The following is a 26,340-nucleotide window of genomic DNA, read 5'->3' on the forward strand; positions in this document are numbered from 1 at the left end:
CCATGACGAACAGGCCGCCGCTGGCGGAGCAGCTGGACATGGAGCCGCACCCCGAGGGTGGCTGGTTCCGCGAGACGTGGAAGTCGCCGATCACGTTCGAACCGGACGGCTACGACGGTCCGCGCGCGTCGGCGACCGCGATCTACTTCGCGCTGCATCCGGGCGAGGAGTCGGCCTGGCACGTGGTGCGTTCGGACGAGCTGTGGTTCTGGCACTCCGGCGGCCCGATCGAGCTGCGACTGGGCAATCCCGGTCAGGAGACGTCGATCCTGCTGGGTGCGGACATCGCCGCCGGTCAACGTCCGCAGGTCCTGGTCCCGGCCGGCGTCTGGCAGACCGCACGCCCGGCCGGCGACGAACCGGCGCTGGTGAGCTGCGTGGTCGCGCCCGGTTTCGAATATGCCGACTGGCGGCTGCTCACCGAACCTGACGCAGCTGACCCGGCTGATAGGTGACCATGCCGGAGTCGTCCAGCTCGTAGGTCCCGGCCGGCCCATCGCCGGTCACCCGCAACCTGTTCGCGCTGACCAGGTGGCATGTGATCGGTCCCGTGGAGATCGCCAAGGACGGCACCGCCACCCGGATCGCGGTCACCCGCACCGGCCCCGACTCGATGGTCAGCCCGAGGTGCCGCACCGCCCAGAACAGGAAGATCGGCGACCCGGCGAGCAAGATCAATGCGGACGGATCCAGCTCGGCGGGCGGCGGCCCGGCTTCGCCGAGGCCTTCCCTGGTGGTCACCCATCCGTCGCCGGTGCGGCGCATTTCGAGGGTACGCGTCCAGCCGGCGCCCTTGCAGCTCGCGGCAAATTCGGTCACGGCCGAGTCGTCGTCGAGGCCGGCCCGCCAGTCGAGGGTGTACGGGTCAGCGCCGGTGACCACGGCGGTGCCGCCCGCACCCGCCGTCCCGGGGAACACCAGTTCGGTGCCGACCGCGCTCGTACGCTGCCAGGCCACCGGGCCGGTCAACGCGATCCCCGGCGCACGGGTACCGATTGTGGTCAAGACGCCTCCTTTGCCGCGTCTCATCCTGGCATCCCGTAAACGCCGTTACCACCCATTCGTCCGTACGCGGTGATCACATCCTTGTGCGTATCGCCCATCATGGGGCTGGTGACCGATCTTGAGCAGGCAGTGGCGAAGCTCGCGGCCCGGCGGCACGGCGTCGTGGTCGCGACGATCACCGGCGACCGGGTCGAGGTACGCGGGACGGCCGGCCTGGACGCGTCCACCCGGTTCGAGATCGGCTCGGTCACCAAGGTCTTCACCGCTCTGACCCTGGCGCGCCTTGTCGTCGCGGGCGCCGTCACGCTGGACGAGCCGCTGCGTGATTTCGGCTTCCCGGTGCCGACCCGGGGCGGCGCGCCGATCACGCTGCGGCACCTGGCGACGCATACGTCGGGACTCCCGCGGCTGCCCACCGGGATGCTGCTGGGTGCGCTGCTGCGTCCGTCGCAGCCTGACCCGTACGCAGGGTGTTCGTCCTTGATGTTGTCGAAGTCGCTGGAACGCACGCGCTTGAGCGCGGAGCCGGGGCGCAAGTTCCGGTATTCGAATTTCGGGGCCGGGCTTCTCGGCCTAGCGCTGTCCCGCCGGACCGGCCTGAATTACGAGGCGCTGGTGGCGCGAGAGATCAGCGGCGTACTGAGGTTGACGGCCACGTCGGTGGCCGGTGCTGTCACGCAGGGCTATCGGAAGGTCGGCCGGCCCGTTCCGCCGTGGAATCTCGCAGATCTGACCGGGGCCGGCGGTCTTCGTTCCACGGTCGCCGACCTGGCCGTTGTGGTGCGGGCGCAGTGGGACCCGGAGAGCGAGCTGGCGCCGGCGGCCGAGGCGGCGCTGGGCGTGGAGCACCGCGTCAACCCGTTCCTGACCGCGAGGCTGGGCTGGTTCTCACGGCGGGTGAAGGGCAGTTCCGAGCAGTTCTTCCACAACGGCGGGACCGGCGGTTTTGTTTCGTTTGTGGGGTTTGACCGCGAGAGGAGAGTGGGGGTGGTCGCGCTGAGCGACACACGACGGCCGGTGGACGGGGCCGCGTTCGAACTGCTGACCGCCCTCCCATCGGGTCGTTGAGGATCAGTCGTCCTCGAACATCCGCCGGATATGCGGTGGCGTGTTGATCGGAATGTCAAGCATCGGCGGATCGTCGGGCGGCGGTCCCCACGGTGTCGGCAGTGAACCCTCCCGCTGAAGCCGCCGGCTCTTCCGGCTGTTGTGATACTCCAGCGGAATCTCGCCGAGGTCGATCGGATCCCCTGTCGACCCGCGTTTGGCCGCGACAATGCCGACAAGGGGCCGGTGCTCGCCAGGTCCCGACGCGATCCACTGAGTCAGAGTCGGATGACCGTCGCCCCAGGGATGGGCAACCGTGACGATGATGTCGTCGTAATCCAAAGGATCGATCATGTCGCCGCCCAGGGTGCTGGTGGTAACGGGAACGGATTCGGCTGCGTGCTCACCATGTAATCCGCAAGATTCCGGCCGTCCATGCCGTCGAACAGTACTTCGCCCTCCATCCGGGACAGCTCGTTCTGCGGGTGAACGATCATCTCGTTCGGCACGCGGAAGAGGCTCAGGTCAGGCGCTCGACCGACGTTGGAGTGTCCCGGGAATCCGGTGGCGATGGTCGACAGCTGCGGTTCCGGGCTGGCGGCGGCGAGGTGCGGATCCGTCGTCAGGCTGAGGAATGGGCTGTGCTGGTTAGAGCCGGCGGCGTGCGACTCGGCGCGGCCGAGATAGTTCTCGCGGCTCGCGGTGGTGACGTCCATGACGTACTTCTGATCCTCGATCGAGTCCAGCGTAAGACTTGGCCGCAGGGATTGCGGGTCGGCCAGGGTATGGAAACGCCACAGGTGCGTCATCCCCTCGGCGGCGTCCCGGGCTCCCGGGCTACGGATGACGCCACCGCTGAGCAGGTCAGATGCCAACGCTTTCGGACTGAAGACATTCCCGCCGGTCAGGCCTCGGTCGATCCCGCCGCTCACGATGGACTCGGCGCCGTTGACGACGAGCTCCCGGACGAAGGGATTGGTACCCGCCAGACGGAACGAGCCGCCCACCGCAGCCGCGGTGCCCGCACCGGCGGCACCCGTCGCAGCGCCGATCAGGGCGGTCTTTCCAACTTCGGCCCAGTTCACCTCGCCGGTCGTGAACTTCTGGATGCCCGCACTCGCGCCGCCCGCGATCAACCCGCCGGACGCCGCCATCAGCGCGATCCCCGCCGGCCCACCCACCCCGGTGAACATCAGCGCCACCCCGCCGACCACCATCGCGCCCGCGGCCAGGTACTCCCAGTTCTCCCCCACCCAATCGGCCGCGTCCTCGAAGAACCCGCTGCCCATCCCATCCCGATAAGCAGCCATTTCCGCATCGGTGATCGGCCGCAACCCTGACGGATCCGCGCGCCCCAGCGGATCATTCCCCGCGTAGTGATACGGATTCCCCGACCACGCCGTCCCCGGCACGCTCGGCAATGGATCCGGGCTCAAGAAAGCCCGCGACGACGGGTCGTAAACCCGATTCCGCAACCAGGTCAGCCCGGCGAACTCCAGCTCACCGCCGAACCCGATCCCCGGCTCCACCAGCGCCGGCGCACCCCACTCGTCGCGCGCCGGGCCCGGCGTCCCCTGCCAGTCAGGTTCCAGCCGCGCCGCACCTGCCTGCCACGGCACGCCCGGTCCCGCCACCGCCTCGCCGCCCAGCCAGCACGGCGCACCGTCCCAGAGCACCGCCTGCCCGTCCACCTCGGCAAGCTCACCGGTCGCATCGACGCGGACCGAAACCCGCCGATCACCCACGCTCACCGCGGTGAGACGCCCAAACCCATCCCATTCGTACGCACGAACAGCGTCCCGAAGTCGCCGACCGGATCCGTCGTATTCAGCGTCGTCGAGCTGACCGGCCGCGTCGTAGCCGTAAGCCTCTGATCCATCCCGGACAAGCCGGCCGGCGGCGTCGTAGGCGAGCTCCCTGCCGCCGGCCGAGATCAGCTGACCGGCCGGGTCGTAGCCGAAGGACCGCTCCCCCACTGCCGTGATCCGGCCGCCGGCGTCGCGGGTCAGCCTGGTCGCACGGCCTCCGAACGAGTACTCGACGAGCCGCCCGTCCGAGTAATCCCAGGTGGCGCGCCTGCCGTCGGCCCCGTCGACGCTGACGATTCGTCCCAGCGCGTCCCGTGTGACAGCGAGATGACCGATCAGCGGGCTTGTCACACCGGACAAAAGCCCACCGGCGTCGTAGCTGTACGACGTCGTGGAACCGTCCGGCAGGATCAGCGCGGTCCGTTCACCGTCCGGGCCGTAGTCACGGCCCAGGACCAGCCCGTCGCGATCACGGGCAACGAGCCGGCCGGCCTGATCCCAGACCAGGCGTTGCCGGTACGGTCCGTCGTCGATCGCAACCGGACGGCCGAGCGTGTCCCGCCGGAACGCCACCGTCGAACCGTCACCCGCCGCCATCGTGACGACCCGCCCGGAGACGTCATAACGCCAGGTGACGGTACGCCCGGCACCGTCGGTACGGCTGATCAGACGACCCGAGGCGTCCCAGCTGAACGTGGTGGTCCGGCCCAGCGGATCGGTCTCCGCGACGACTCGTCCCACCTCGTCGTGACGGCGGGTGACCACGCCACCGAGCGGATCGGTGACCGTGGTGAGCCAGCCGCGCGGGTGGTACTCGTAGGCGGTCCGATGGCCGAGCGGGTCGACCGCCGCCACGACGCGGCCGGCGAGGTCACGCTCATAACGCCGGGTGCCGCCCGCCGGATCGGTGACCGCCACCAGGCGCCCGACCGGATCGTAGGAGTAGCGGGTGCCGTCCCGCTCCACCAGACGCCCGGCGTCGTCATAACGGAAGGCAACAAACTGACCCGCACCGCCAGAGTCCACGGCCTCGTGGAGCCGAGGGGGCGCCGCATCCGCGTCCGCCCGATCGGCCGCGCGTGGCTGCGCGGCAGGAGACGCGCCGGCAGGTGACGCATCGGCAGGTGACACTGCTCCGGCGGCGATCATCGCCCCGTCCGCGTCGTACCGGAACTCGATTCGCCGGCCCGCGCCGTCGATCCGGGCCACTCTGCGCCCCGCCGCGTCGTATTCGAAAACGGTCACCCGGCCGCCCGGGGAAACGAGGCGGCGGATCCGGCCGGCCGGGGTGTACGCGACCCGCGTCACCCCGCCGACCGGGTCGGTGATCGAGACCCGGCGGCCGCACCGGTCGTACCCGGCTCTGGCCTCCGTGCCGTCCGGGCGCAGGTGGGAGACCGTGCGGCCGAGCTGGTCGTACGCGAACGTGCTGCCGGTCAGGCCGTCGCTGAGCCCGGCGATCCGGCCGGTCTCATCGACGGTGACGGTGCGGTGGACGCCGGCCGGGTCGACGGTGCCGATCGGGTTGCCCTCGGCGTCGTACTCGCGCAGCCAGGTCGCGCCCGCCGGATCGGTCGTGCCGGTCAGCCGGGACAGCGCGTCATAGGTGAAGTCCCACTTCGCGCCGCCCGGGGCGATCAGCCGGACCAGGTTGCCGATGTCGTCGTAGCGACGGCCGGTGATCTCGCCGAGCGGTCCGGCCGTCTGCTCGACAGCGCCGTGCTCGCCGTAACTGGTCTCGCGACGCGCTCCGGCCGGATCAGTAACGGACACGATCCGGCCGCCCGGCGAGTAGGCGTAGCGCCACACCCCGCCGCCCGGGTCCTCTCGCTCGACCAGGCGGCCACTGCCGTCGTACCGGAAAAGGGTCTGCCGCCCGAGCGGCGTGACCGTCGCGACCAGCCTGCCCTCGTCGTCGCGCCGCAGCAGCGCGGTGTTGCCGAGCGCGTCGGTCGCCGAGATCAGGTCGCCGGCCCGGTCGAAGCCGAAGGTGATCGTGACCCCGTCAGGATCGGTCACCCGGTGAACCAGGCCGTCGCGCACGTCGAACCCGGTCACCCCGCCCTCGGCATCGATGATCTCGGCCGGTGTCCGCTCGTCACCGAGGTATCGATATCGGACAGTCGCGTCGCCCGCCGCGACTTCGAGGACGCGGCCGGCATCGTCGTAGCGGTAGTCGACGACCTCGCCGGCGGGCTGGGTCCGGCGCAGGAGCCGGCCGTGGTCGTCCCAGCGCGAGATGGTCACCGCACCCTTGCGGTCGGTCACCGTGACCGGATTTCCCCACTCGTCATAGGTACGGCTCAGCCGTTCCCCATGACCGTCGGTGACCGACAACAGCCGCCCATGCTGATCATGAACATAGGTGTTCGTGACGCCGGTGAAGTCCCCGTCGCCGACGACGGTGACCCGGCCGGGCAGATAGACGTACCGGGTGCGCCGGCCGAAGGACGACACCTGCTCGACCACCCGGCCGCTGGTGTCGTAGCTGTTCCGCGCCTCGGCCACCCCGTCGGCGTCGACCACGGCGACGACACGGGCGTGCTCGTCCACCTCATAGCGGTGATCACCGCCCGCGACCAGAACACCATCCGCATAAACGAAATCCACATCGCCGACCGCCACGATCCGATCGCCGGCCCAGGTGACCGTGACCGTGCGGCCGCCACGCGCGGTGACACTGCTCAGCAGGCCATCGGTGTAGCCGAACGTGAGCGTGTCCGCTTCCAGCAGCCGCCCCACCGCGTCGAAAACCCACACCCGGCCGTCAAACCACCGCAACTCCAGCCCACCGTCAGCGCCATCTCCGGCACCGCCGTCGCTGGCTTCGGCTCGCGGCACGACCTCGGCCGCGATCCCGACCACCCAGCCGTAACCCACGCCCTGCCGCGGGAACACCGCCCGCTGCCCATCCGGCCCGGCATAAACCGCACCCTCCGGCGACACCAGCAACCGGCAATCCGCCCACGACGACCAACCCAGACCGAACGCGCCCACCTCACCCGAGCGACTGTTGTAGACACGACGCCACTGACGAGAATCGGACACCGCGATCAAGAAATTGCCGGTGGCCGTGTTCACCGGATCATCGGCGAACCCACTGGTGGGCGGAAAACCGTACCCAATGGGATCGTCGAAAGTCACCGAAGAACGACCACCGCCCAAGCCCGCAGCCCGCAGGGATGCGCTGATCGCCGCATCCGGAAGCGTCGCAAGATCACCGTCGCCACCCGCCGCCCGGAACGCCTGCGAAATCCGCGCCACCCATCGGGAGTCGACCTCGTTGAGATCCAGATATTGACCCAGGGCATTGATCAGCGACGTAGCGTCCAGCCGGCCCCAGACGTTGCCGTCCTGAAACTCACCGTAAGCGGCCCGCAGCCTGGCGAGACGCCCGCGCAACTCGTCGTCGGCCGCGCGATTGCCACGGACGAACGCGTCCAGATCATCCGGCCGAGCCGAACTCGTCGCCACGTCACACCCGGCCAGACATATCGATCATCGCCATCCCCCGAATCTGGCAAGTGATTGCGATGATAGGCCGGATGTGCGGACAATGTCAGTCCAGAATGAGCTGCGCCGAATTCGATCAACGATTGCGGGGAATGGTCACGATGGCGGCACGGGTACTCTCGACCGATCAGGCGAAGACGTCGATTCAACAGGTCCAATCGATCATCAACGGCGGTCTCACCGACCAGATCGCCCAGCTCGACGCCCAGGGAAAAATGCTCTCCAACCCGGACGTGTGGGACGGTCCGCTGGCGCAACAATTCCGCGACCAGACCTGGCCGGAGACAAAGGCAGCCCTCGACAAGGCAAAACAGGAATTGGATCAATTGCGCGACCAGCTACAGAAGATCGCCGCCAACATCATGACCGCCGGCGGCGGCTACTGATCAGATACGGACGCCGGGGCCACCCACGGCCCCGGCATCCCGTTCACCGCGGCCGAATATAAATGATCTCCCAGTAGTCGCCGCCGTCAGCGTGCCGCCCCCGGTTCAACCGAATGTCCTCATCGGGCGGCGTGAAGCCGACCCGCTCCACCCACGCCTCAAACTCACGGATCATCTCGTCCCGTGTCCGCCCGGACGCCACCCGCTCCCAGCCGTCACCGCTCACGGCTCGACAATGAGGTAGGCCTCGTTCACGCCGGCCCACAGGTCACTGGAACTCTGCGTGACCGACTCGATGACGTTGTCCCGGATTGCGATGTCGTACAACCACTCGGGCTCGTCGCCACAGGCAGAACACAGTTCCGGGTATCCCATCACCCGGACCAGGTGCGCCGGCACACCCTCGTCGTTGACGCCCCACCGCAAGGTATCGCCGACCTCGTATTCGAAGGCTCGGCGCGCGCCGTACTTGAACTGCACCCGTCTGCGGATCTTGTTGCCGCAGTTCGGACACTTCTCGTCGGCCGGCACGGTGACGACGTTGAATGCGCTCATTAGAAGGGCTCCACCGAATAGGGGTACTGCTGAAGGAAATTGGTGAGCTGACGGTCATTGGTGATAAGCGGGACCCCGTCACGCATCGCTGATGCCGCCACCCGGGAATCTTCCTCGCCCAGTGCACGGGTGTTGCCGAACTGATCCGTCATCTGCGAGGCCCGTTCCTGCAGCGCTTTGGCCTCTTCCTCGGTCGCCGCGGCACCGATTCGGCCGTCCCTCGCCTCCATGAACGCGTCGAACCGAGCTTGGTCCCCACCGCGAAGATACTCGGACGCCGCCTGCGGCGACACGACTGGAGCGCGGCCGGCAAGGGCCGTGTCAAGGCGCGCGAGTTGTCCGTAGTCGAGTCCCTGAATGATGGGGTTCGCGTCCACGCCGACTTCGGGTGGCCGGGGCGGCGGCGGAAGATCAGGTGTGCCCAGGCGATTACCCGGAGCCGGAGCAGCGCCGCCAGTCAGAAGATCAGCGGCAAGCGCCTTGGGATTGAAGATGTCACCGCCGGTCAGGCCCCGTTCCAGGCCGCCGCTGACCAGTGCCTCCGCACCGTTCAACACCAGCTCGCGGGCGAACGGGTTTGTTGCTGCCAGGCGGGCTGTGCTGCCCAGGGCCGCAACCGTGCCGGCACCCGCTGCGCCGGTCACCGCGCCGACCAGGGCGTCCTTGCCCACCTGGCCCCAGTCGACCTCGCCGGTGGTGAATTTCTGGATGCCCGCGCTGGCGCCGCCCGCGATCAGGCCGCCGGACGCCGCCATCAGCGCGATCCCGGCCGGGCCGCCGACGCCGGTGAACATCAGCGCGACGCCGCCGACGATCATGGCGCCGGCGGCCAGGTACTCCCAGTTCTCACCGACCCAGTCGGCGGCGTCCTCGAAGGCGCCGCTGCTCATGTCGTCGCGGTAGGCGGCCAGCTCGCTGTCCGTTATCGGTCGCAGGCCCAGCGGGTCCGCGTGGCCTAGCGGGTCGTTGCCGGCGTAGTGGTACGGATTGCCCGACCATGCGGTCCCCGGCACGGCCGGCAGCGGGTCGGGGCTCAGGAAGGCACGGGACGACGGGTCGTAGACGCGGTTGCGCAGCCAGGTCAGCCCGGCGAACTCCAGCTCGCCGCTGAACCCGAGACCCGGATCGGTCAGCGCCGGTGCGCCCCACTCGTCGCGGCGGTCGCCGACGGTGCCCTGCCAGTCCGGCGTGAGCTGCGACGATCCGGCCTGCCAGGGCATACCGTGTGCCGCGATCGGGGTGTCCCCGATCAGACACGGCCGGCCGTCCCAGAGAACCGCCTGGCCGTCCACCTCGGCCAGTTCGCCCAGCGGATCAGTGCGCACGCTCATCACGCGGCCGCCGGCCGAGACCGCCTTCAGCCTTCCGAACCCATCCCATTCGTACGCACGAACGGCATCCCTGAGCCGCCGCCCGGAACCGTCGTACTCGTGGTCGGAATCGGACAGCTGGCCGGCGGCGTCGTAGATGAACGTGCGATCGCCGTCGCGGACCAGCCGACCGGCCGGGTCGTATTCCAACGTCTTGGCGTCCACCGTGACGAGCTGCCCGGCCGCGTCGTAGCCATAGGTGCGCGTCCCGTCCCCGGTGATCCGCCCACCCGCATCCCGGGTCAGCCGCGCGCGCCGGCCAGCCCGGCCAGCCCGGCCAGCCCGGTCAACCCGGTCAACCCGGTCAACCCGGTCAGCCCGGCCGACTCCGTCTGCTTCGTCGGCTTCGTCGGCGAGCGCATAGCCGGTTAGATGGCCGTCGGCGGCGTACTCCCAGGTGGCGCGGCGCCCGTCGGCCCCGTCCAGAGCGACGATTCGTCCCAGGGCGTCCCTTGTGACAGCGAGATGACCGGTCAGCGGGCCTGTCATGCCGGACAAAAGCCCGCCGCCGTCGTAGGTGTAGGACGTCGAGGAGCCGTCCGGCATGGTCAGCGCGGTGCGCTCACCATCCGGGCCGTAGCTGCGTCTCATCGCGAGGCCGCCGCGGCGCCGTTCGACCAGGCGTCCGGCCCGGTTCCAGCTGAGCGTCACCTCGAGGTCGCCCTCGCGCACCGCGACCGGCCGCCCGAGCAGATCACGGCGGAACGTGATCCGGGAACCGTCCCCGGCCTCGATCGAGACGACCCGCCCCGAGCCGTCGTACGCCCAGCGCACAGCTCGCCCGGCCCCGTCGACCCGCCCGATCACCCGCCCGGCCGGGTCGTAGCTGAACCTGGTCTGCCGGCCCAGCGGATCGATCGCCTCGACGACCCGCCCGGCCTCGTCGTGGCGGTAGCTCGTGGACGCGCCGAGCGGATCGGTGATCCGGGTGAGCCAGCCGCGCGGGTGGTACTCGTAGGTGCTGCGGTGGCCGAGCGGATCAACGGCGGCGACGACCCGCCCGGCCGCGTCACGCTCGAAACGGCGGGTGCCGCCGGCCGGGCCGGTGATCGCGACGACGCGGCCGGTGGCGTCGCGGGTGTACTGGATGCCGTCGCGGGAGGCGAGCCGGCCGGCCTCGTCGTACGTCATCCGGGCGAGCCCGGCCGTGACCATCGCGCCGTCGGCGTCGTAGGAGAACGCGGTGCGGCGGCCCGCGCCGTCCACACGGGCGGTGGTGCGGCCCGCCGCGTCGTGTTCGAAAACGGTCGCCCGGCCGCCCGGTGTGATCACCCGGCGGACCCGGCCGGCCGGGGTGTACTCGATCCGGGACCGGCCGCCCTCCGGGTTCTCGATCAGGGTGCGGCGGCCGCAGCGGTCGTACCCGGCGCGGGCGGCGGTGCCGTCCGGGCGCAGGTGGGCGAGGGTGCGGCCGAGCCGGTCGTACTCGAACGCGCTGCCGGTGACGCCGTCGCCGAGCCCGGTGACCCGGCCCTCGCGGCCGACCGTGGCGGTGTGCCGGGTGCCGACCGGGTCGGTCGCGGCGACCAGATTGCCCTCGGGGTCGTACTCACGCAGCCAGGTCGCGCCGGCCGGGTCGGTGGTGCTGGTCAGCCGGGACAGCGCGTCGTAGGTGAAGTCCCACTTGGCGCCGTCGGAAACGGTCAGCCGGGCGAGGTTGCCGAAGTCGTCCCAGCGCAGCGCCACCACGTTGCCGAGCGGATCGATCTTCGTTTCCGGCTCGCCGTGGTCGCCGTACCGGGTCTCCTGGCGGGCGCCGGCCGGATCAGTGACGGACAGCAGGCGGCCGGCGGGCGAGTACGCGTACCGCCACAGGCCGCCGCCCGGGTCCTCCCGCTCGACCAGGCGGCCACTCCCGTCGTACCGGAAGAGGGTCTGACGACCGAGTGGGGTGACCGTCGCGACCAGCCTGCCCTCGTCGTCGCGCCGCAGGCGTGCGGTGTTGCCGAGGCCGTCGGTGACCGAGGTGACCTCGCCCGCGGTGTCGAAGCCGAACGCGAGGCTGACGCCGTCAGGATCGGTCACCCGATGGACGAGGCCGTCGCGCACGTCGAGGCGGGTGACGCCGCCTTCCGGGTCGACGATCTCTTCCGGGATCCGCTCCTCGCCGGGGTATCGATATCGGACAGTCGCGTCGCCGGTGGCCACTTCCAGGACTCGGCCCGCGTCGTCGTAGCGGTAGTCGAAGGTCTCGCCGCCGGGCAGCATCCGGCGCAGCGGCCGGCCGTGGTCGTCCCACAGGGCGGTGCTGACGGCGCCCTTGCGGTCGGTGACCGTGACCGGATTTCCCCACTCGTCATAGGTACGGCTCAGCCGCTCTCCATGACCGTCGGTGACCGACAACAGCCGCCCATGCTGGTCGTGCACATAGGTGTTGGTGACGCCGGTGAAGCCGGCGTCGCCGGTGACCGTGACCCGGCCGGGCAGGTAGGCGTACCGAGTCGTCAGCCCGAAGCGCGACACCTGCGAGACGACCCGGCCGCTGGTGTCATAGCTGTTCCGCGCCTCGGCCACCCCGTCGGCGTCGACCACGGCGACGACACGGGCGTGCTCGTCCACCTCGTAGCGGTGATCACCGCCCGCGACCAGAACACCGTCCGCGTAAACGAAGTCCACATCGCCGACGGCCACGATCCGATCGCCGGCCCAGGTCACCGTGACCGTGCGGCCGCCACGGGCCGTCACACTGCTCAACAGGCCGTCGGTGTAGCCGAACGTGAGCGTGTCCGCTTTCAGCAGCCGCCCCACCGGGTCGTAGGTCCACACCCGGCCGTCGAACCAGCGCAGTTCCAGCCCGCCGTCGTCCAGCGGCACGACCTCGGCCGCGATCCCGACCACCCGGCCGTAACCCGCGCCCTGCCGCCGGAACACCGCCCGCTGCCCATCCGGCCCGGCATAAGCCGCACCCTCCGGCGACGCCAGCAACCGGCAATCCGCCCACGACGACCAACCCAGACCGAACGCGCCCACCTCACCCGAGCGACTGTTGTAGACACGACGCCACTGACGAGAATCGGACACCGCGATCAAGAAATTGCCGGTGGCCGTGTTCACCGGATCATCGGCGAACCCACTGGTGGGCGGAAACCCGTACCCAATGGGATCGTCGAAAGTCACCGAAGAACGACCCCCGCCCAGGCCCGCAGCCCGCAGGGATGCGGTTATCGCCGCGTCCGGGAGCGTGGCGAGATCACCGTCGCCGCCGGCCGCCCGGAAGGCTTGCGAAATCTGCGCGACCCATCGGGCGTCGACCTCGTTGAGGTCGAGGTATTGGCCGAATGCATTGATCAACGACGTAGCGTCGAGCCTGCCCCAGCGATTTCCGTCCTGGAATTCCCCATAGGCGGCTCGCAGCCTGGCAAGGCGCCCGCGCAACTCGTCGTCGGCCGCGCGATTGCCGCGGACGAATGCGTCCAGATCATCCGGTCGTGCCGAACTCGTCGCCATGTCATTCCCGGGCGGCCACGGCCGGGGGCGGCGCCGTGTAGACCGGAGGGGTGATCGGGTCCGGCACCGGCGGAAGGTCGTCCTCGCCGAAGAGGAAGTCGCCGATCTTGTTGAGGACGCTTTCCTCGTCCTGCTGGCGCTGCCATTCGCGCGCTTTCTCCCGGCGGGCCTGCTCCTCGCGGGCCAGCCGGGCCAGCTCGTCCACCTGGCTCGCCGCCTGCCGCATCGCGGTGGCGAGGCGCTGCGCGTCGGTGACGCAGATGCCCATCCGGGTGGCGAACTGACGTGCGTAAACACCGCGCCACTCGTCCGTCGCGACGGTGGCGGCCGCGGTGCGCCGGGGAATCACCCCCTCGCAGTCGTCAGCGCCGTCGCGCAACTGGGCAGCGAGCCGGGTGGCCGCGTCCCAGTCGAACGGAACGTCCTCGGAAATCCCCCGTAGATCGACCATCGCCATCCTCTGCGTTTGACACGCCGGTGAACCGAACTCGGCGTCGCGCGGTTTTCAGGTATGGAAGCAGCGGGCCGAGGCCCGGTCGACACGTTCATGGCGATGATAGGCCGCCGGCGCGGACAATGGCGGCCCGAGAAAGAGAGTGGACAGATGGCGGCACGCGTACTCTCTACGAATCAGGCGAAGACTCCCATTTGATCAATTGCGCGACCAGTTGCCGAAGAACGCCGCCACCATCATGACCGCCGACGGCGGAAACTGACGGATCGAGCTTGAGGAGGGCACGGGGCATGGCCGATCAAGAACCTCTCGGCCGGGAATACCTCCTGCACGAGGAGATCGGCCGGGGCGCCGTGGCAGTGGTGCGCCGGGCCACCCGGCGGACCGGCGGCGCCGAGGCGCTCGCCGCGAAATTGCTGCGCCCGGAGTACGCGTCCGACCGCCGCGTCCGCGAGCTGTTCCTCCGTGAGGAGGCCGCGCTGCGCGATCTGGACCATCCGAACATCGTGGGCCTGCGTGATCTGGTCGTCGAGGGCGAGACCCTCGCTCTGATCATGGATCTCGTGGACGGCCCGAACCTGCGGCGGTACCTGGAGTTCCGCGGTGGCCGCCTCCCGGCAGCCGAGGTCGCGGCGATCGCCGGGCAGACCGCCGCCGCGCTCGCCGCCGCCCACGCGCAGGGTGTGGTGCACCTCGATCTGAAGCCGGAGAACATACTGGTCGTGCCGGGTGCCGGGCCTCCGCGGGTGCGGATCACCGACTTCGGGGTGGCGGTGCTGCTGCACGACGCGGAGCGGCTGGCGCCGGGCGGTACGCCGGGATACACCGCGCCGGAGATCTTCATCGGCGGGCCGCCGACCGCGGCGGCCGATGTGTGGTCGCTCGGAGTGCTGATCGCGGAGTTGTCGACCGGGAGCCCGTCGTTCGATCCCGGGCTGCTGCCGCCGCACCTGGCGGCGGTCACCAGGGACTGCCTGGCGAGTGACCCGCGACAGCGGCCGCCGGCCCGGCGGGTGGCGGCCTACCTGCGCAACGCGGGTGGCAACGCCGGGGCAGAGCCCACGCCGATTGCCTCGGCTTTCTCTCCGCCGGCTCCGGTTGGGCTCAACGACACCCGGCTGCGGCCCGGGGTCACGCCGCCCGCTCCGCCCCCGCCGCCCGAGCCGGTCGCACCGCCCTCGCGCTGGCGGCGCGGGCCGCTGATCACGCTCGGCGCGGTGGCCCTGATCGCGGCGACCCTCGCCGGGATCAACGCGGCCGCCTCCGCCGGCGAGCGCGGCAGCCAGGCCATCCAGCAGATCAGCGTCCCACCCAAGATCACGCCGCAGACCACTGACGCCACCGTCGAGCCGACCGCCGGGATCACCACCACGCCGGTCGCCGAGCGGCTGCGGGTCACCCTGGCCGGGAAGGTCGAGGACGGCGCCGGGACCCTCGCCATCTCGATCCGGGACGGCAGGGCGATCGCCTACATCTGCGACGGCCAGCGGGTCGAGTCGTGGCTGCAGGGCACCGCGAAAGCCGGCAAGCTCGCACTCAAGGGCAAGGACGGAAGCACCATCACGGGTACGTTCGACGCCGACTCGGCCGAGGGCGACGTGACAGTGGCCGGCGACACCCACGCGTTCGAGGTCGGCAAGGTGAAGAAGGGCTCCGGCCTCTATCGCACCGCCGCCCGGGTTCGCGGCGCCGAGGTCGAAGGCTCGTGGATCGTGCTGGACGACGGCAGCCAGGTGGGCGTGCTGAGCCGTGACGGCGTACCGGGTCCGGCCCCGTCACTCGACGTCACCGGCGGCACGGTCACCATCGACGGCTCGACGCTCGGGACCACGTCGATCGACGTCGACTCCGGGGAGGGTTTTTGACCGTGCGAGCGGGCACGCTGCGGCGGCCCCACGTCTGGCTTCCCGTGGTGGCCGGCGTCGGGGTCGCTGTCGCGCTCGGCGTCTACGGCCGCCTGCACGACCCGGCCGGCACGTCCGGCATCGGCGACGCGCTGCGCCTGCAGTCCGGCAAGGTGTGGCTGGCCACGGCGGTCCTTCTCTTCGCCGTGGTCCAGCTGATCTCCGCGCTGTCGATGTACGGCGCCCTGCCCTCCGCACCGTGGATCGCCACCGTGCACCGATGGAGCGGCCGGGTCGCGGTGCTGCTGTCCCTGCCGATCGCGGTGCACTGCCTCTACGCGCTCGGCTTCAGCTCGGCCAGCCTGCGCGTTCTGGTCCACTCGGTGCTGGGCTGCGTGTTCTACGGCGCGTTCGTCACGAAGATGCTGCTGATCAGCCGGCCGGGCGACACCCGCGCCTGGGTGCTGCCACTCGTCGGCGGCCTGCTGCTGACCGCGATCACCGGACTGTGGCTGACATCGTCACTATGGTTCTTCGCCACCGTCGGTTTCTAAGGGCACTTCGCGACGGTGCGCAGACTCTTGATCTGCTCGGCCGGCAGCTGCGGCGCGAACGACTTCGTATCCGCCGGAACACACAGCGTGCGCCCGTCGGTCCAGGTCACCAGCAGCGACTTCGCCTGGCGCGGTGCGTACCAGGCGGTGCCTACGGCACCGATCAGCAAGATCAGAGCGATCAGCGCCAGCCACCGAGAAAACCGCAGCCTGTGTACGCTCGAACGACGCTCCACTTCGGTCCGTGCGGCGATCGCATCGGGTGTCGTCCACGTCGCCTCGATCCGGCCCTGTGCCGCGAGGGTGCCGTACGCCACCGCCGCCAGCACGGCGACCAGAGCCAGCAGCGCGAGCACGCCCACGGTGGCCCGCGCCCATGCCGGGATCGTGGTGAGATCCTCGGGTCCTTTGAAGAACGTGACGACACCGAAGAACCCGGTCACCGCGGTCAGCGTGGTCGTCCAGGCGAGAGCGGCGGCCCGGGTCCGCTCCAGCGCGCCCCGGCGGTACTGCTGGGCCTGCTGCTGCCAGTACCGGTCGTCATCGGTGACCGGGCGATCCAGCGGCGTCATCCGGGCCATCAGGGTGCTCCGTCCAGCGTCACCGTGAGCCACCCGCCACGTCCACATCCGGAGCGATCGGCGGGCCGGCCAGGATGCGGCGACGTGCACGAGCAGAGCACCAGCACGTCGAGCGTCGGGGACACCGCACCGCCCGGCCCCTTGACCCCGGTGGTCAGGTCCACCACGGTCACCGAGTCGCAGTCACACTTCGGGCAGCGCCCCCACAGCCGGATGCGCGTCGATGACTCGCTGATCTGCCAGGTCTCGGACACCTTCCGCGACCAGCCGGGTTCCCGCTCCTCGCTGTAGTCGACCACGGACCCTCCCCGTTGGACCATCCCGGAGTACAGTGACTCGGCGTAACGACAGGGTAGCCACAAACACGGGGTGCCGATGACCGGGGTCGAAGCGCGGCTGGCGCTGCTGGTGGGAATTCCTGAGTACCGGTCGCCGGACTTCCCGGCAATATCCACCGTGGACGCCGACCTGGTCCGCATGCGCACGGTTCTCGAGGCGTCCGGCTACCAGGTCGTCGAGGTCACCGATGCCGACACGACCCAGGGCTATCTGGACGGCCGGATCCGCACCTTCGTCGAGTCGGCGCCCGAGGACTCCACCGTGGTCGTGTACGTCAGCGGGCACGGTCTCGGCATCGGCGGCAGCGACTATCTCGTACCCAAGGATGCCTTTTCCCGGGAGCGGATGACCGGCAACCCGGCCGCGATGGTCGACCTGGACCTGACCGACGCGGTACGCCGTTCGAACGCCACAGCCGTGATCCTGCTGGCGGACTGCTGCCGGGAGCAGGCAGCGCCCGAGGCCAAGGCGACGATGAGACCGGCCTTCGGCGCCTCCCTCGGCCGGGCGAGAGAGCCGTCCCGCCTCGCGTCGGTCTTCGGCTGCCAGCCCGGCGAGTACTGCTATTACTCCGACGACGCCGGGTACAGCCTCTTCACCGAGGCGCTCGCCACCACGATGGCCCCCGATTCCGCGGAACGCACCGTCCGCGAGGTGGTCGAGGCGACCGATCGGGAGCTGCAGAAGCTGATCGCGCATCACCTCCCCGGCCGGCGTCAGCACGTCAACTCGGCGATCAACGACCTGGACGTGCTCGACCTGGTGATCTGCGAGGGCCGGCCGGACCGCTGGCGCCCGGTGGTGGCGCAGAGCAAGCTGTGGGCCCGGGTGGACGGCGAGGTCGACCCGCGGGTGGTCGCCGCCGTCGAGGAGATCGCCTCGGCGGCATGGGACCAGTTCCAGGCCGCGGCCGCCGCCCTACCGCACTTCCCGTGGGGGGACGCCGGCTTCCCGGAACGCTGTCTGCACCTGGTCGACGATCTGCTCGCTCCGGACGCCCGGCTCAGCGCCGCCGAGGTCGCGGTGCTGCTGGCAGCGCCGTTCCTGCGCGAGGCGGTGCTCTGCGCCGGCCTGACCGAACTCGCGCCGGACGCCCCGCTCGACCTGACCACTCCGGTCGGTCCGGAACTCGACGTGACGTTCCAGATGTATCCCCGCCTGGTCGCGAAAGCGCTGGCGCTTCCCGGTCCCGAACAGGCCGCGGTGGCCGGGTGGCTGCTGAACCGGCATCTGCTGCGCCGCGTCGAGTTGTGGAATCAGAACGTCGCCGGCGAACTCTGCCGGCAGCTGGCCCGCGCCCTGGTCGTCCCGGGCAGTGCCAACCAGGCAGCCCTGCAGATCCGGGCCGTGGCCGCCCACGTCGCCGCGGCCCGGGACGACTTCGACCGGGAGGCGGACAGCGACAAACCGCAGCTCCTCGACGAGGTCAGGTGGAACAGCCCAGGTCACCGGCAGGCGTACCCGGTCCGGCAGAGGCAGCTCGCGATGCTGCTCGCCGTCGCCGGGTCGATGGCGTTCGACCCCCGCCAGGCCGACGAGGCGATCGTCAACCACATCGGCATCCGCGACCGGATCCACCCGGTCGACGTGCTCAGCACCCTGGACGAGGCGAGCTGGACCATCGCCGAGGACCGGCAGATCGTCGAACTGGCCGTGGCGTGCCCGCACCCGGCGGTCGACCTCGCCTGGCAGAGCCAGGCGGCCCAGGTCGACGGCCTTCTCGGCCTGGGCGGTCCGGGCCTGCCCCGCCGGGTCTCCACCACCCGGGTCGAGCCGCAGTTCGACGACGAGGGCCAGGCCGGTTACGAGCGGCCACTGCTCGGCTTCCGCCTCGACCACGACGAGATCCGCGAGCTGCTCATGGGCGTCCGCCTGTACGGAGACCCCAACCTGGCCGTCCGCGAGCTCTACCAGAACGCCTTGGACGCCTGCCGGTACCGGCAGGCCCGGCACGCCTTCCTCGACGAGGAGTACCGGGGTCAGATCGTGCTGCGGCAAGGGGTGGCGGAGGACGGCCGCCCCTATCTGGAATGCGAGGACAACGGCGTCGGCATGGGGCGCCGGGAACTGGAGCAACTGTTCAGCCGTGCCGGCCGGCGATTCGTGACATCACCGGAATTTTTGTGGGAGCAGGCACGGTGGCGCACCGAGAAGCCGTCCGTCAAGCTCTGGCCCAACAGCCGCTTCGGCATCGGCGTCTTCTCATACTTCATGGTCGCGGACGAAATCACGATCACCTCGGCCCGGGTCGATCGGCGGACATTGGCGCCCGGCGAGGTCCTGCGGGTGGACATCTCCAGCAGCGGCAGCCTCTTCCGGATCCGGACAGCACCGGAGGTGACATCGCGCGGGGGCACGACGATTCGGCTCTACCTACGGAATACCGACGTATCAGCGCTGAGGACGCTCCGGTCGCTGCTGTGGTTCTCGGAGTTCAGTGTCACCTGCGTCGAAGACGACGAGCGAGAAACCTGGCCCGCTGTCGAGCTGCACACACCGACTGGTCCCGAGTCGCTCTCCGCCGGCCGCCCGGACGATCTCTGGTTCGTCGATGGTACAGGGCGCATCCTCGCGGACGGCATCGCGACCGACGAGGAACCTTTCGGCTACGTGGTCAATCTGGCTCGTGAACACGTCCCGGTGCTGTCCGTCGATCGCAACAGGCTCGAATCCTGGGATCGTGATTGGACACAGACCCGGTTGCTCGACGCGGCAAGGGAATTCGCGGTTCGGACAGAACCGAACCTCCGTTGGCTGTTCGAGATCGTAAGTACGAACCCAATTCTGGGCAACGCCATCTGGAAAACCCTCGCGGACCGTGACGCACACCTGACCACGCGTGGAGTGACAGCACGTCCCCTCTTCATCACCGATGAGGATACGCCAGCTCCGCAGCAACGTCTCGCGGTCCGGGAAATAGGCGCTTTCCCCTTCGACGCCGCAGTATTGGCGGACCAAATCTCTTTCACCGTCACCAGAGCGACAAGACTGGTAAAAGGTATTGATCTCGAATCCGTGGTACTGGCTCGCCTCGCCGTCTTAAAAGACCAGGGAGCCGAGGTGATACCTTTTGGTAGGGCTATCGCAAATGCCCGGGAAACTGAAGCTCTGCACCTTCGCGTGGAAGTGGAATACGCTACCTATCTTGACACGCCAGGAGCAATAGAAAACCTGCGACCCAAACACGTCGCTCAATTACCAGTATTCGACCCCATCATTCACGCCCTCATGTCCAGCGTTATCAATTCAGAGACCACTGAAAATCAGCGTTCGATCCAGCCATACAATACGGATCTCTCATTCCGGCCAAACTCACATATTCCCGCGTGGGCACAGCGAGTAAACGCGCTGGCCGCATCAACTGATTGGCCCATCGAGACCCTCCTTCAACGCGCTCGTTCTCTCGTCATCTTCGGCTTCCCGACCCCAGGACCTCAGCGGATTCCGCACGGAGCCGAAAATCCGCCATCATTCGATGATGACGAGATTTCGACCGCTTACAGAAACGTGGCGTCTCTTTTCATCGTCATGATGTCCGTCAGCAAACGCGAGCGTTCACCGCTCGGCGAAGTAAGCCGAGGTTTTGGTTTCCTGCATGACATTGGCTTGCCCTTGCCGAAATTCACTCTCCCCTCCGACCTGAACGACCATGTCTGCTCAACCGACATTGATGCCGAAGGTCAAAGACTTCCTTTACAGGAGCTATCCGAAACGGATCCGGCCTGGTTCAACCTCGTCCCTCTCGTGAAACTGGCCCACCAAACTGAGCAAGCCCTCGGAGCATCCATCCTCTTGCGACTCTTGAACCCTCCCACCGAAGCCCTCTCAAGAGCACGGGAATGCGTAACACGGAACGAGGATCTCACGGCACTTTCGATTAATCTGGACGGCAGTTGGCCGTGGATAAGTTCCGATGTATCCATCCCTCGAATAGGGTTCATCGCCTCACACCTAAGGCTGACCCCAAGACAAGTCATCAGCCACCTACGTCAATACGAAGCTGACTTCGAACTCCACCTTCCGGAGATCAGTGAGGTCAGTGGAATCGACGAGGTGCCACCCGAACTCCCCGATCGAGATCGCCGGAACGTCATTTACGGAGACTTTTCGTTTACGAACAACTTCAACTTTCCACCTCTCCTGGACAGAGATACCTACTTCTCCCCTGAAGATTACGAGACTCCGCTAACTGAATTGGACAGAATTCATCTATCCTCGGCAATTGGCCGAGACAACGGAGCGCTCCTTCGCCATATCGCACCTGGACATCTGGCGAGAGTGGCGTGCTTTCTGGACCAGACCATCGGACAGGTCCTCGGTCGCATGCGAGCACTGACGCAGGCCTTCCCCGTCACCGTCACTCCGATCGACGCCTCTGCCACGGATCTCAAACCGACCAGGGACGACCTCGCCGTTCTCTCCGTCGGGAACAACGGCCAGGCACCCTGGCTGGAAGTCGCCCCGTCACCCCTGCAGGTCGCCACCATGGCTGCCCGGACCCGCAAGCCCCTCGGCTGGGTGTGCCGGCGTCTCACTGAACTACGAGTGCTCGTCCCGGACTTCCCGCAGTTCGACGACCAGGTCATCGATTCACTTTCGTCAGTCGTCGCCGACGTACGTGATCTGCTGTGCCTCTCCGTCGACCTGCGCATCGGAGGCGTCTCGCTGGCCGGCGCGGTTTCGCCCCTGCATGTCGTCCGGGTCGCGGCCCGTCTGTCCACCGAGTGCTCCGAAGTCGTAGGCCGGCTTCGCCCTTACGCTGCCCTCGGTCTGGATCTCTCCGCCTTCCACGACGGGCCTTGGCTGGACCACGTCGCCACCTGGCATGACCTCATCCTGCTGACCGTTGAGTGCCGGGCTCAGGAAGCGCTCCCGCCCGGGCCCCTCCCCGAGCAGCACATCCAGTGGTCGGCTTGGAGCATCGGCGAGAGCGAGGACTTCGTTACCGAGCGGCTGCGGCTCTACCAGCCGCTGTTCGGTTACGTCCTGCCCTGAGGTTCGTTGATCACTGTGTGGTGACGGATTGGAAATTGATTCCCTGCCTGCTCTCGCTGCGGGGTGAACTCGATCGGCTCGCTCCCGGGCGGGACAAGCGGACGGACGGGGCGGTCGGCGACGCCGGGCACGCCTCGTCGAGTGATCACACGCCGGATGAGGACTCGACCGTTCTGCGGGACCGGGACTCCGACCGGGTCAACGAGGTGCACGCCGTCGACGTGGACTCGTCGGGGCCGTGGCCGGACGGGTGGTCGATGGAACGTGTGGTGGAGACCGTCGTGGGCCGGCACCGGGCCGGGCGCGACGATCGGCTGCAGAACGTCATCTACCGGCGGCGGATCTGGTCGCGGAGCTGGGGGTGGAGTGAACGGGCCTACACCGGGCCCAGCCCGCACACCGAGCACGCGCACTTCTCCGCCCGGTACACGACCGCCGCCGAGAACGACACCGGCCCGTGGGGCTTGCTGACCCCGACGGCCGAGAAGCAGGAGGACACGACGATGACCAAGGCCGAGTTCCTGGCGCTGCTGCGCGACCGGGACGTCCGGGCGGCGCTCTGCTCGGCGGTGCTCACCACCGACGACGTGATCACCGCGCCGCCGGGGATGCGGGAGAAGGACGGCTCGCCGAACACGCACTGGTCGGCCACGTCGTATCTCCAGCAGACGTACGGCGCGGCCCGCGCCGCCGGTAACCGGCCGGAGCCGGCGGTCCTCGCGCTGGCCGGCGGGATCGGCGCATCGGACGCCGAGCTGGCCGCCGCGCTGAGGGACGCCCTCGGCGAACGGGCCGCGGAGATCGGCCGGCTGCTCAGCGAGCCGAGCATCACGGCGCCGGCGCAGTTCACCGGCGCTCTTGGCTGAAGAGCGCAACCATGCACCGGTAGCGAAACGGGCGCAGCGGCCTGGTGTGGTGACCAGGCCGCTGCCGGACTCTCGGAGCACGTACGGTTACGCGTACCAAAAAGGTTTTAGAGGTTTTTGAGCATGTCCTCGAAGTTGCTGGTGAGGGCGAACGGGTCGGTGACCACCGCGGGTTCGCGGCGTTCGACCTCGCGGGCGAGTTCGGCGGCGGCGCGGTCGATGCGGCCGCGCAGGGGGCCTTCGACGGAGTTGGCGCCCCAGTCGTCGCTGGCGGCGAAGACGCCGGTGGGCAGGATCGACGCCCGCATGTAGGCGAACAGTGGCCGCAGCGCGTGCTCGATGACCAGCGAGTGGCGCGCGGTGCCGGCCGTTGCGGCGAGCAGGACCGGCTTGTCGACCAGGGCGTCCTTGTCGAGGACGTCGATGAAGGACTTGAACAGGCCGCTGTAACTGGCACTGAACACCGGTGTCACCACGATCAGGGCGTCCGCCGCGGTGACCGCTTCCTGCGACTGCTTGAGCGCGGCGGGAGCAAAACCGGTCAGCATGTTGTCGGTGATCTCGTGGGCCAGGTCGCGGAGTTCGATCACCTGGACGTCGAGGTTCACGCCGAGCCGGGCGGCGGCGCCGACCGCCGCCGCGGACAACTGGTCCGCGAGCAGGCGGGTCGACGACGGCTGGCTCAGGCCCGAGCTGATGACGACGAGCTTGCGGGGTTTCATGCGTTGACCTCGTCCTTCTTGCTGTCGCGAGCGGCCACCCGGGAAGCGTGCGTCGGCGCGTCCGGCACGTGGGCCGGCTTGAGGGCGGCGAACTCCTTGCGGAGCACCGGCACGACCTCGGAACCGAGCAGGTCGAGCTGCTCCAGGACCATCTTGAGCGGCAGGCCGGCGTGGTCCATCAGGAACAGCTGGCGCTGGTAGTCGCCGACGTACTCCCGGAAGCCGAGCGTGCGGTCGATGACCTGCTGCGGGCTGCCGACGGTCAGCGGCGTCTCGCGGGTGAAGTCCTCGAGGGTCGGGCCGTGGCCGTAGACGGGGGCGTTGTCGAAGTAGGGGCGGAACTGCTTGACCGCGTCCTGACTGTTCTTGTTCATGAAGACCTGGCCGCCGAGGCCGACGATGGCCTGGTCCGCGGAGCCGTGGCCGTAGTGCTCGAAGCGCTGGCGGTACAGCTGGACCATCCGCTGGGTGTGCGACGCCGGCCAGAAGATGTGGTTCGCGAAGAAGCCGTCGCCGTAGTAGGCGGCCTGCTCAGCGATCTCCGGGCTGCGGATTGAGCCGTGCCAGACGAACGGCGGCACCTCGTCGAGCGGACGCGGCGTCGAGGTGAAGCCCTGCAGCGGTGTGCGGAACTTGCCCTGCCAGTCGACGGTGTGCTCGCGCCACAGCTTGTTCAGCAGCGCGTAGTTCTCCAGCGCCAGCGGGATGCCGGCGCGGATGTCCTTGCCGAACCAGGGGTAGACCGGCCCGGTGTTTCCGCGACCCAGCGTGAGGTCGACGCGGCCGTCGGCGAGATGCTGCAGCATCGCGAAGTCCTCGGCGATCTTCACCGGGTCGTTCGTGGTGATCAGCGTGGTCGCCGTGCTGAGCTGCAGAGTCTTGGTCTGCGCGGCGATGTAGGCCAGCGTCGTGGTCGGCGAGGACGAGAAGAACGGCTCGTTGTGGTGCTCACCGAGCGCGAAGACGTCCAGCCCCACCTCCTCCGCGTGCTTCGCGATCGTGACGATGTCCTTGATGCGCTCGGCTTCGGTCGGGGTGTGCCCGGTGGTGGGGTCGGTGGTGATGTCTGAAACTGAGAAGATTCCGAACTGCATGACCCGCTCCTGGTGCTCTCCGGCCGGGGCTTTCATCGTCCCGATCTGACCTGCACAACTTCCTTGACGCCAAAACTATTTCAGATTCAAACAACTTCCGCTGCGGCGGGGGTCACACCTTTATCGGCTGCGGCTGAGCGGTGGTCAATCTTTCAGGATTTAGTACGATTCAAGAGGAGCAACCGTGCCAGTCCCCGCGACCTGACTGCCGGGTCGCGGCCGCAGGGCCGGCATCCGGCCATGCGCGGGGTTGCGCCAGGACGCCCCCTTGAAGGGCCTACGGCTGGTCGTCCTCGAAGAGCCCGCGCTCCCTGGAGGCCAACGCGTCACGCACCGCTTTCTCCCCGAAGTCCCGGACCTCAGCCGAGACCGCGTCCCAGCCGGCCCCGGAGGGGTCCCGGCCGGTGACGAGAAGAACCAGCGGCCGGCGGCCGGGTCCGCGCGGAGGCAGCCGGGTCCAGGGCGAGCGTCCGGATCAGCCGGGTGATGCCGCCGCCGACCTCTGCCAGGTGGGACTCCATCGCGGCCGACTCGTCGGCCTGGCCAGGCCGACGGTCGTCTCAGCGGCCTCGTAGAGCACCAGGCCGGCCGCCATCGTGACGGCCGTCCATTGGAGCCACTCGCGGTGGGTCCAGAAGCTCTCGTCGGGGAGATGAAGCTGGGCAAGGGCCACCACGGCTCCGGAGCACGCGAGGGCCGCCGCCCTCGCCAGCCGACCGATCAGCACCCCCGCATTATCGGACGCGGAGGGCTGCCACCAGGGGTGTGACCACTCGTTCGAGGAAGCCGGGGCTGTGGCCGCCGGGTTGCAGGTTGAGTTCGCCGATCGTGGCGCCGAAGAGGTCGGCGCTGCCGTAGGTGAGGCCTGCGGCTGTCAGGGCCTGCTCGGCGAGCTCTCGGGTGGCGGCCGGGAGGGACGCCACGTCGGCGGCCACCGACCAGCCGCCGTGGGCGCTGTTCGTGGGTGCGCGCCGCTCGTGGTGGAAGCGCCAGACCGCGTGGACCGCCCGCCCACCGACGACAGTGACCGACAGATCCGCTCGACCGGCGCGGGAGAGCGGGTGGATGTCCTCTTCGATCAGGCACAGACGGCCGTCGGGGGTGTCGCGCATCGCGGACCGCACCGGCTTGTCGATGCCCTCGCCGTGGGCTACGAAGTGGACGCCTCGGCCGTGGGTGTCGTTCGGGGATTTCACCCATACGTCGCCCTCGCTGACACCGTGCCTCACCAGCGACGGATCGTCGCCGGGGGTTGCCACGGCCCACCTCGGCTGTGGGAGGTGGCCGTCGAGCAGGTGGCGGGTCCGGTTTTTGAAGGTCACGTTCAGGACCGACTCCCAGGGGATGGTGCCCACCTGCCGGTACAGCCCTTCGAACTCCAGCCTCCGGTCGATGTCGATCGCGTCGATCAGGACAGCGTCGATCAAAACAGCGTCGATCAGGACAGCGTCCACCCGGACAGCGCCGGCCGCTCCCCCGCCGCCGGCCGTGATCAGCGGGACGGCGGTGGCCACTGCCACCGCGGGTGTGCCGTCCAGCAGCCGGTGGTGGCCCTCCAGGCGCGCGACGGTCTGGACCACGGCGCCCGGTGAGCACCGGACCGACCCGTCGGCATAGAAGCAGAGGCCGGCCCGGAACAGCTCCGCGTCGACAATGACCGGGGCGTGGCCGGCCTGCCGCAACGCACACGCGAACAGCGCCAGCTTCGCGCGCTCCTCGCCGTCCAGCCGGCCGATCACGGCGACCCTTGCCACGAAGGG

20 protein-coding genes are annotated in these 26,340 nt (G+C 69.0%); 7 read left to right on the plus strand and 13 right to left on the minus strand.

Annotated elements, in window-relative coordinates:
* Positions 1-2 precede the first annotated feature (2 nt).
* The gene (locus tag B0I29_RS37745; RefSeq protein ID WP_111653967.1) at positions 3-455 is read left to right on the plus strand and encodes a cupin domain-containing protein; all 453 of its coding nucleotides are present in this window, start codon (positions 3-5) and stop codon (positions 453-455) included.
* On the opposite strand, the gene B0I29_RS37750 is transcribed toward B0I29_RS37745, so the two are convergent.
* Positions 418-1,005: a putative glycolipid-binding domain-containing protein gene (locus B0I29_RS37750; protein WP_181558180.1), complete on the minus strand. Its 588-nt coding sequence runs from the start codon at positions 1,003-1,005 to the stop codon at positions 418-420. The genes B0I29_RS37745 and B0I29_RS37750 overlap by 38 nt on opposite strands.
* A 108-nt stretch (positions 1,006-1,113) precedes the next feature.
* On the opposite strand from B0I29_RS37750, the gene B0I29_RS37755 reads away from it, so the two are divergent.
* On the plus strand, positions 1,114-2,073 hold the full coding sequence (locus B0I29_RS37755; RefSeq protein WP_181558181.1) for a serine hydrolase domain-containing protein: 960 nt from the start codon (positions 1,114-1,116) through the stop codon (positions 2,071-2,073).
* A 3-nt stretch (positions 2,074-2,076) separates the two neighbouring features.
* Here B0I29_RS37755 and B0I29_RS37760 read toward each other — a convergent pair whose 3' ends face one another.
* Both B0I29_RS37760 and B0I29_RS37765 read right to left on the minus strand, forming a co-directional pair.
* The gene (locus tag B0I29_RS37760; RefSeq protein WP_146617028.1) at positions 2,077-2,406 is read right to left on the minus strand and encodes a hypothetical protein; all 330 of its coding nucleotides are present in this window, start codon (positions 2,404-2,406) and stop codon (positions 2,077-2,079) included.
* Positions 2,403-7,334: a DUF6531 domain-containing protein gene (locus B0I29_RS37765; RefSeq protein ID WP_111653971.1), complete on the minus strand. Its 4,932-nt coding sequence runs from the start codon at positions 7,332-7,334 to the stop codon at positions 2,403-2,405. The genes B0I29_RS37760 and B0I29_RS37765 overlap by 4 nt, the downstream gene beginning before the upstream one ends.
* Before the next feature lie 131 nt (positions 7,335-7,465).
* On the opposite strand from B0I29_RS37765, the gene B0I29_RS37770 reads away from it, so the two are divergent.
* Positions 7,466-7,759, plus strand: a complete 294-nt coding sequence (locus B0I29_RS37770; RefSeq protein WP_245973088.1) for a pyrophosphorylase — start codon at positions 7,466-7,468, stop codon at positions 7,757-7,759.
* A gap of 43 nt (positions 7,760-7,802) precedes the next feature.
* Here B0I29_RS37770 and B0I29_RS37775 read toward each other — a convergent pair whose 3' ends face one another.
* The 4 genes from B0I29_RS37775 to B0I29_RS37790 are packed head-to-tail and all read right to left on the minus strand — an operon-like array spanning position 7,803 to position 13,582.
* Positions 7,803-7,985, minus strand: a complete 183-nt coding sequence (locus tag B0I29_RS37775; protein WP_111653972.1) for a hypothetical protein — start codon at positions 7,983-7,985, stop codon at positions 7,803-7,805.
* On the minus strand, positions 7,982-8,314 hold the full coding sequence (locus B0I29_RS37780) for a hypothetical protein (protein WP_111653973.1): 333 nt from the start codon (positions 8,312-8,314) through the stop codon (positions 7,982-7,984). Before B0I29_RS37780 ends, B0I29_RS37775 begins: the two co-directional genes overlap by 4 nt.
* Complete coding sequence (locus tag B0I29_RS47620; RefSeq protein ID WP_146617029.1) at positions 8,314-13,131, minus strand: DUF6531 domain-containing protein; 4,818 nt, start codon at positions 13,129-13,131, stop codon at positions 8,314-8,316. Before B0I29_RS47620 ends, B0I29_RS37780 begins: the two co-directional genes overlap by 1 nt.
* A 1-nt stretch (position 13,132) precedes the next feature.
* Positions 13,133-13,582, minus strand: coding sequence for a hypothetical protein (locus tag B0I29_RS37790; RefSeq protein ID WP_111653975.1), 450 nt, complete (start codon positions 13,580-13,582; stop codon positions 13,133-13,135).
* Between the two features lie 293 nt (positions 13,583-13,875).
* On the opposite strand from B0I29_RS37790, the gene B0I29_RS37795 reads away from it, so the two are divergent.
* A complete protein-coding gene (locus B0I29_RS37795) occupies positions 13,876-15,450 on the plus strand; it encodes a serine/threonine-protein kinase (protein WP_111653976.1) in 1,575 nt (524 codons plus the stop codon).
* Between the two features lie 2 nt (positions 15,451-15,452).
* Complete coding sequence (locus tag B0I29_RS37800) at positions 15,453-15,983, plus strand: DUF6529 family protein (protein ID WP_111653977.1); 531 nt, start codon at positions 15,453-15,455, stop codon at positions 15,981-15,983.
* Here the strand turns inward: B0I29_RS37800 and B0I29_RS37805 are convergent.
* Positions 15,980-16,564, minus strand: a complete 585-nt coding sequence (locus B0I29_RS37805; RefSeq protein WP_146617030.1) for a hypothetical protein — start codon at positions 16,562-16,564, stop codon at positions 15,980-15,982. The two genes, B0I29_RS37800 and B0I29_RS37805, sit on opposite strands and share 4 nt — an antisense overlap.
* Positions 16,564-16,863: a hypothetical protein gene (locus B0I29_RS45415; protein WP_146617031.1), complete on the minus strand. Its 300-nt coding sequence runs from the start codon at positions 16,861-16,863 to the stop codon at positions 16,564-16,566. Before B0I29_RS45415 ends, B0I29_RS37805 begins: the two co-directional genes overlap by 1 nt.
* A 76-nt stretch (positions 16,864-16,939) precedes the next feature.
* Between B0I29_RS45415 and B0I29_RS47625 the strand changes: the two genes are divergently transcribed.
* On the plus strand, positions 16,940-21,898 hold the full coding sequence (locus tag B0I29_RS47625; protein WP_111653980.1) for a wHTH domain-containing protein: 4,959 nt from the start codon (positions 16,940-16,942) through the stop codon (positions 21,896-21,898).
* Positions 21,899-21,918: 20 nt separating this feature from the next.
* Positions 21,919-22,764: a hypothetical protein gene (locus B0I29_RS37820; RefSeq protein WP_111653981.1), complete on the plus strand. Its 846-nt coding sequence runs from the start codon at positions 21,919-21,921 to the stop codon at positions 22,762-22,764.
* Between the two features lie 107 nt (positions 22,765-22,871).
* Here B0I29_RS37820 and B0I29_RS37825 read toward each other — a convergent pair whose 3' ends face one another.
* From B0I29_RS37825 to B0I29_RS37840, 4 genes are all read right to left on the minus strand, one after another.
* Positions 22,872-23,486, minus strand: a complete 615-nt coding sequence (locus B0I29_RS37825) for an FMN reductase (protein ID WP_111653982.1) — start codon at positions 23,484-23,486, stop codon at positions 22,872-22,874.
* Positions 23,483-24,580: an LLM class flavin-dependent oxidoreductase gene (locus tag B0I29_RS37830; protein ID WP_111654059.1), complete on the minus strand. Its 1,098-nt coding sequence runs from the start codon at positions 24,578-24,580 to the stop codon at positions 23,483-23,485. Before B0I29_RS37830 ends, B0I29_RS37825 begins: the two co-directional genes overlap by 4 nt.
* A 475-nt stretch (positions 24,581-25,055) precedes the next feature.
* Positions 25,056-25,307, minus strand: a complete 252-nt coding sequence (locus B0I29_RS37835; RefSeq protein ID WP_111653983.1) for a hypothetical protein — start codon at positions 25,305-25,307, stop codon at positions 25,056-25,058.
* Positions 25,308-25,314: 7 nt separating this feature from the next.
* Positions 25,315-26,334: an ATP-grasp domain-containing protein gene (locus tag B0I29_RS37840; RefSeq protein ID WP_111653984.1), complete on the minus strand. Its 1,020-nt coding sequence runs from the start codon at positions 26,332-26,334 to the stop codon at positions 25,315-25,317.
* Positions 26,335-26,340: the final 6 nt, after the last annotated feature.

It is taken from the genome of Actinoplanes lutulentus, assembly GCF_003259845.1.
GTDB lineage: Bacteria > Actinomycetota > Actinomycetes > Mycobacteriales > Micromonosporaceae > Actinoplanes > Actinoplanes lutulentus.

Excerpts from the sequence above, each read along its gene's own strand:
- B0I29_RS47620 (WP_146617029.1), bottom strand. The coding sequence starts at position 13,131 with ATGGCGACGAGTTCGGCACGACCGGATGATCTGGACGCATTCGTCCGC.
- B0I29_RS37805 (WP_146617030.1), bottom strand. The coding sequence starts at position 16,564 with ATGGCCCGGATGACGCCGCTGGATCGCCCGGTCACCGATGACGACCGG.
- B0I29_RS37825 (WP_111653982.1), bottom strand. The coding sequence starts at position 23,486 with ATGAAACCCCGCAAGCTCGTCGTCATCAGCTCGGGCCTGAGCCAGCCG.
- B0I29_RS37770 (WP_245973088.1), top strand. The coding sequence starts at position 7,466 with ATGGTCACGATGGCGGCACGGGTACTCTCGACCGATCAGGCGAAGACG.
- B0I29_RS37790 (WP_111653975.1), bottom strand. The coding sequence starts at position 13,582 with ATGGTCGATCTACGGGGGATTTCCGAGGACGTTCCGTTCGACTGGGAC.
- B0I29_RS37830 (WP_111654059.1), bottom strand. The coding sequence starts at position 24,580 with ATGCAGTTCGGAATCTTCTCAGTTTCAGACATCACCACCGACCCCACC.
- B0I29_RS37795 (WP_111653976.1), top strand. The coding sequence starts at position 13,876 with ATGGCCGATCAAGAACCTCTCGGCCGGGAATACCTCCTGCACGAGGAG.
- B0I29_RS37760 (WP_146617028.1), bottom strand. The coding sequence starts at position 2,406 with ATGATCGATCCTTTGGATTACGACGACATCATCGTCACGGTTGCCCAT.
- B0I29_RS37780 (WP_111653973.1), bottom strand. The coding sequence starts at position 8,314 with ATGAGCGCATTCAACGTCGTCACCGTGCCGGCCGACGAGAAGTGTCCG.
- B0I29_RS47625 (WP_111653980.1), top strand. The coding sequence starts at position 16,940 with ATGACCGGGGTCGAAGCGCGGCTGGCGCTGCTGGTGGGAATTCCTGAG.
- B0I29_RS37745 (WP_111653967.1), top strand. The coding sequence starts at position 3 with ATGACGAACAGGCCGCCGCTGGCGGAGCAGCTGGACATGGAGCCGCAC.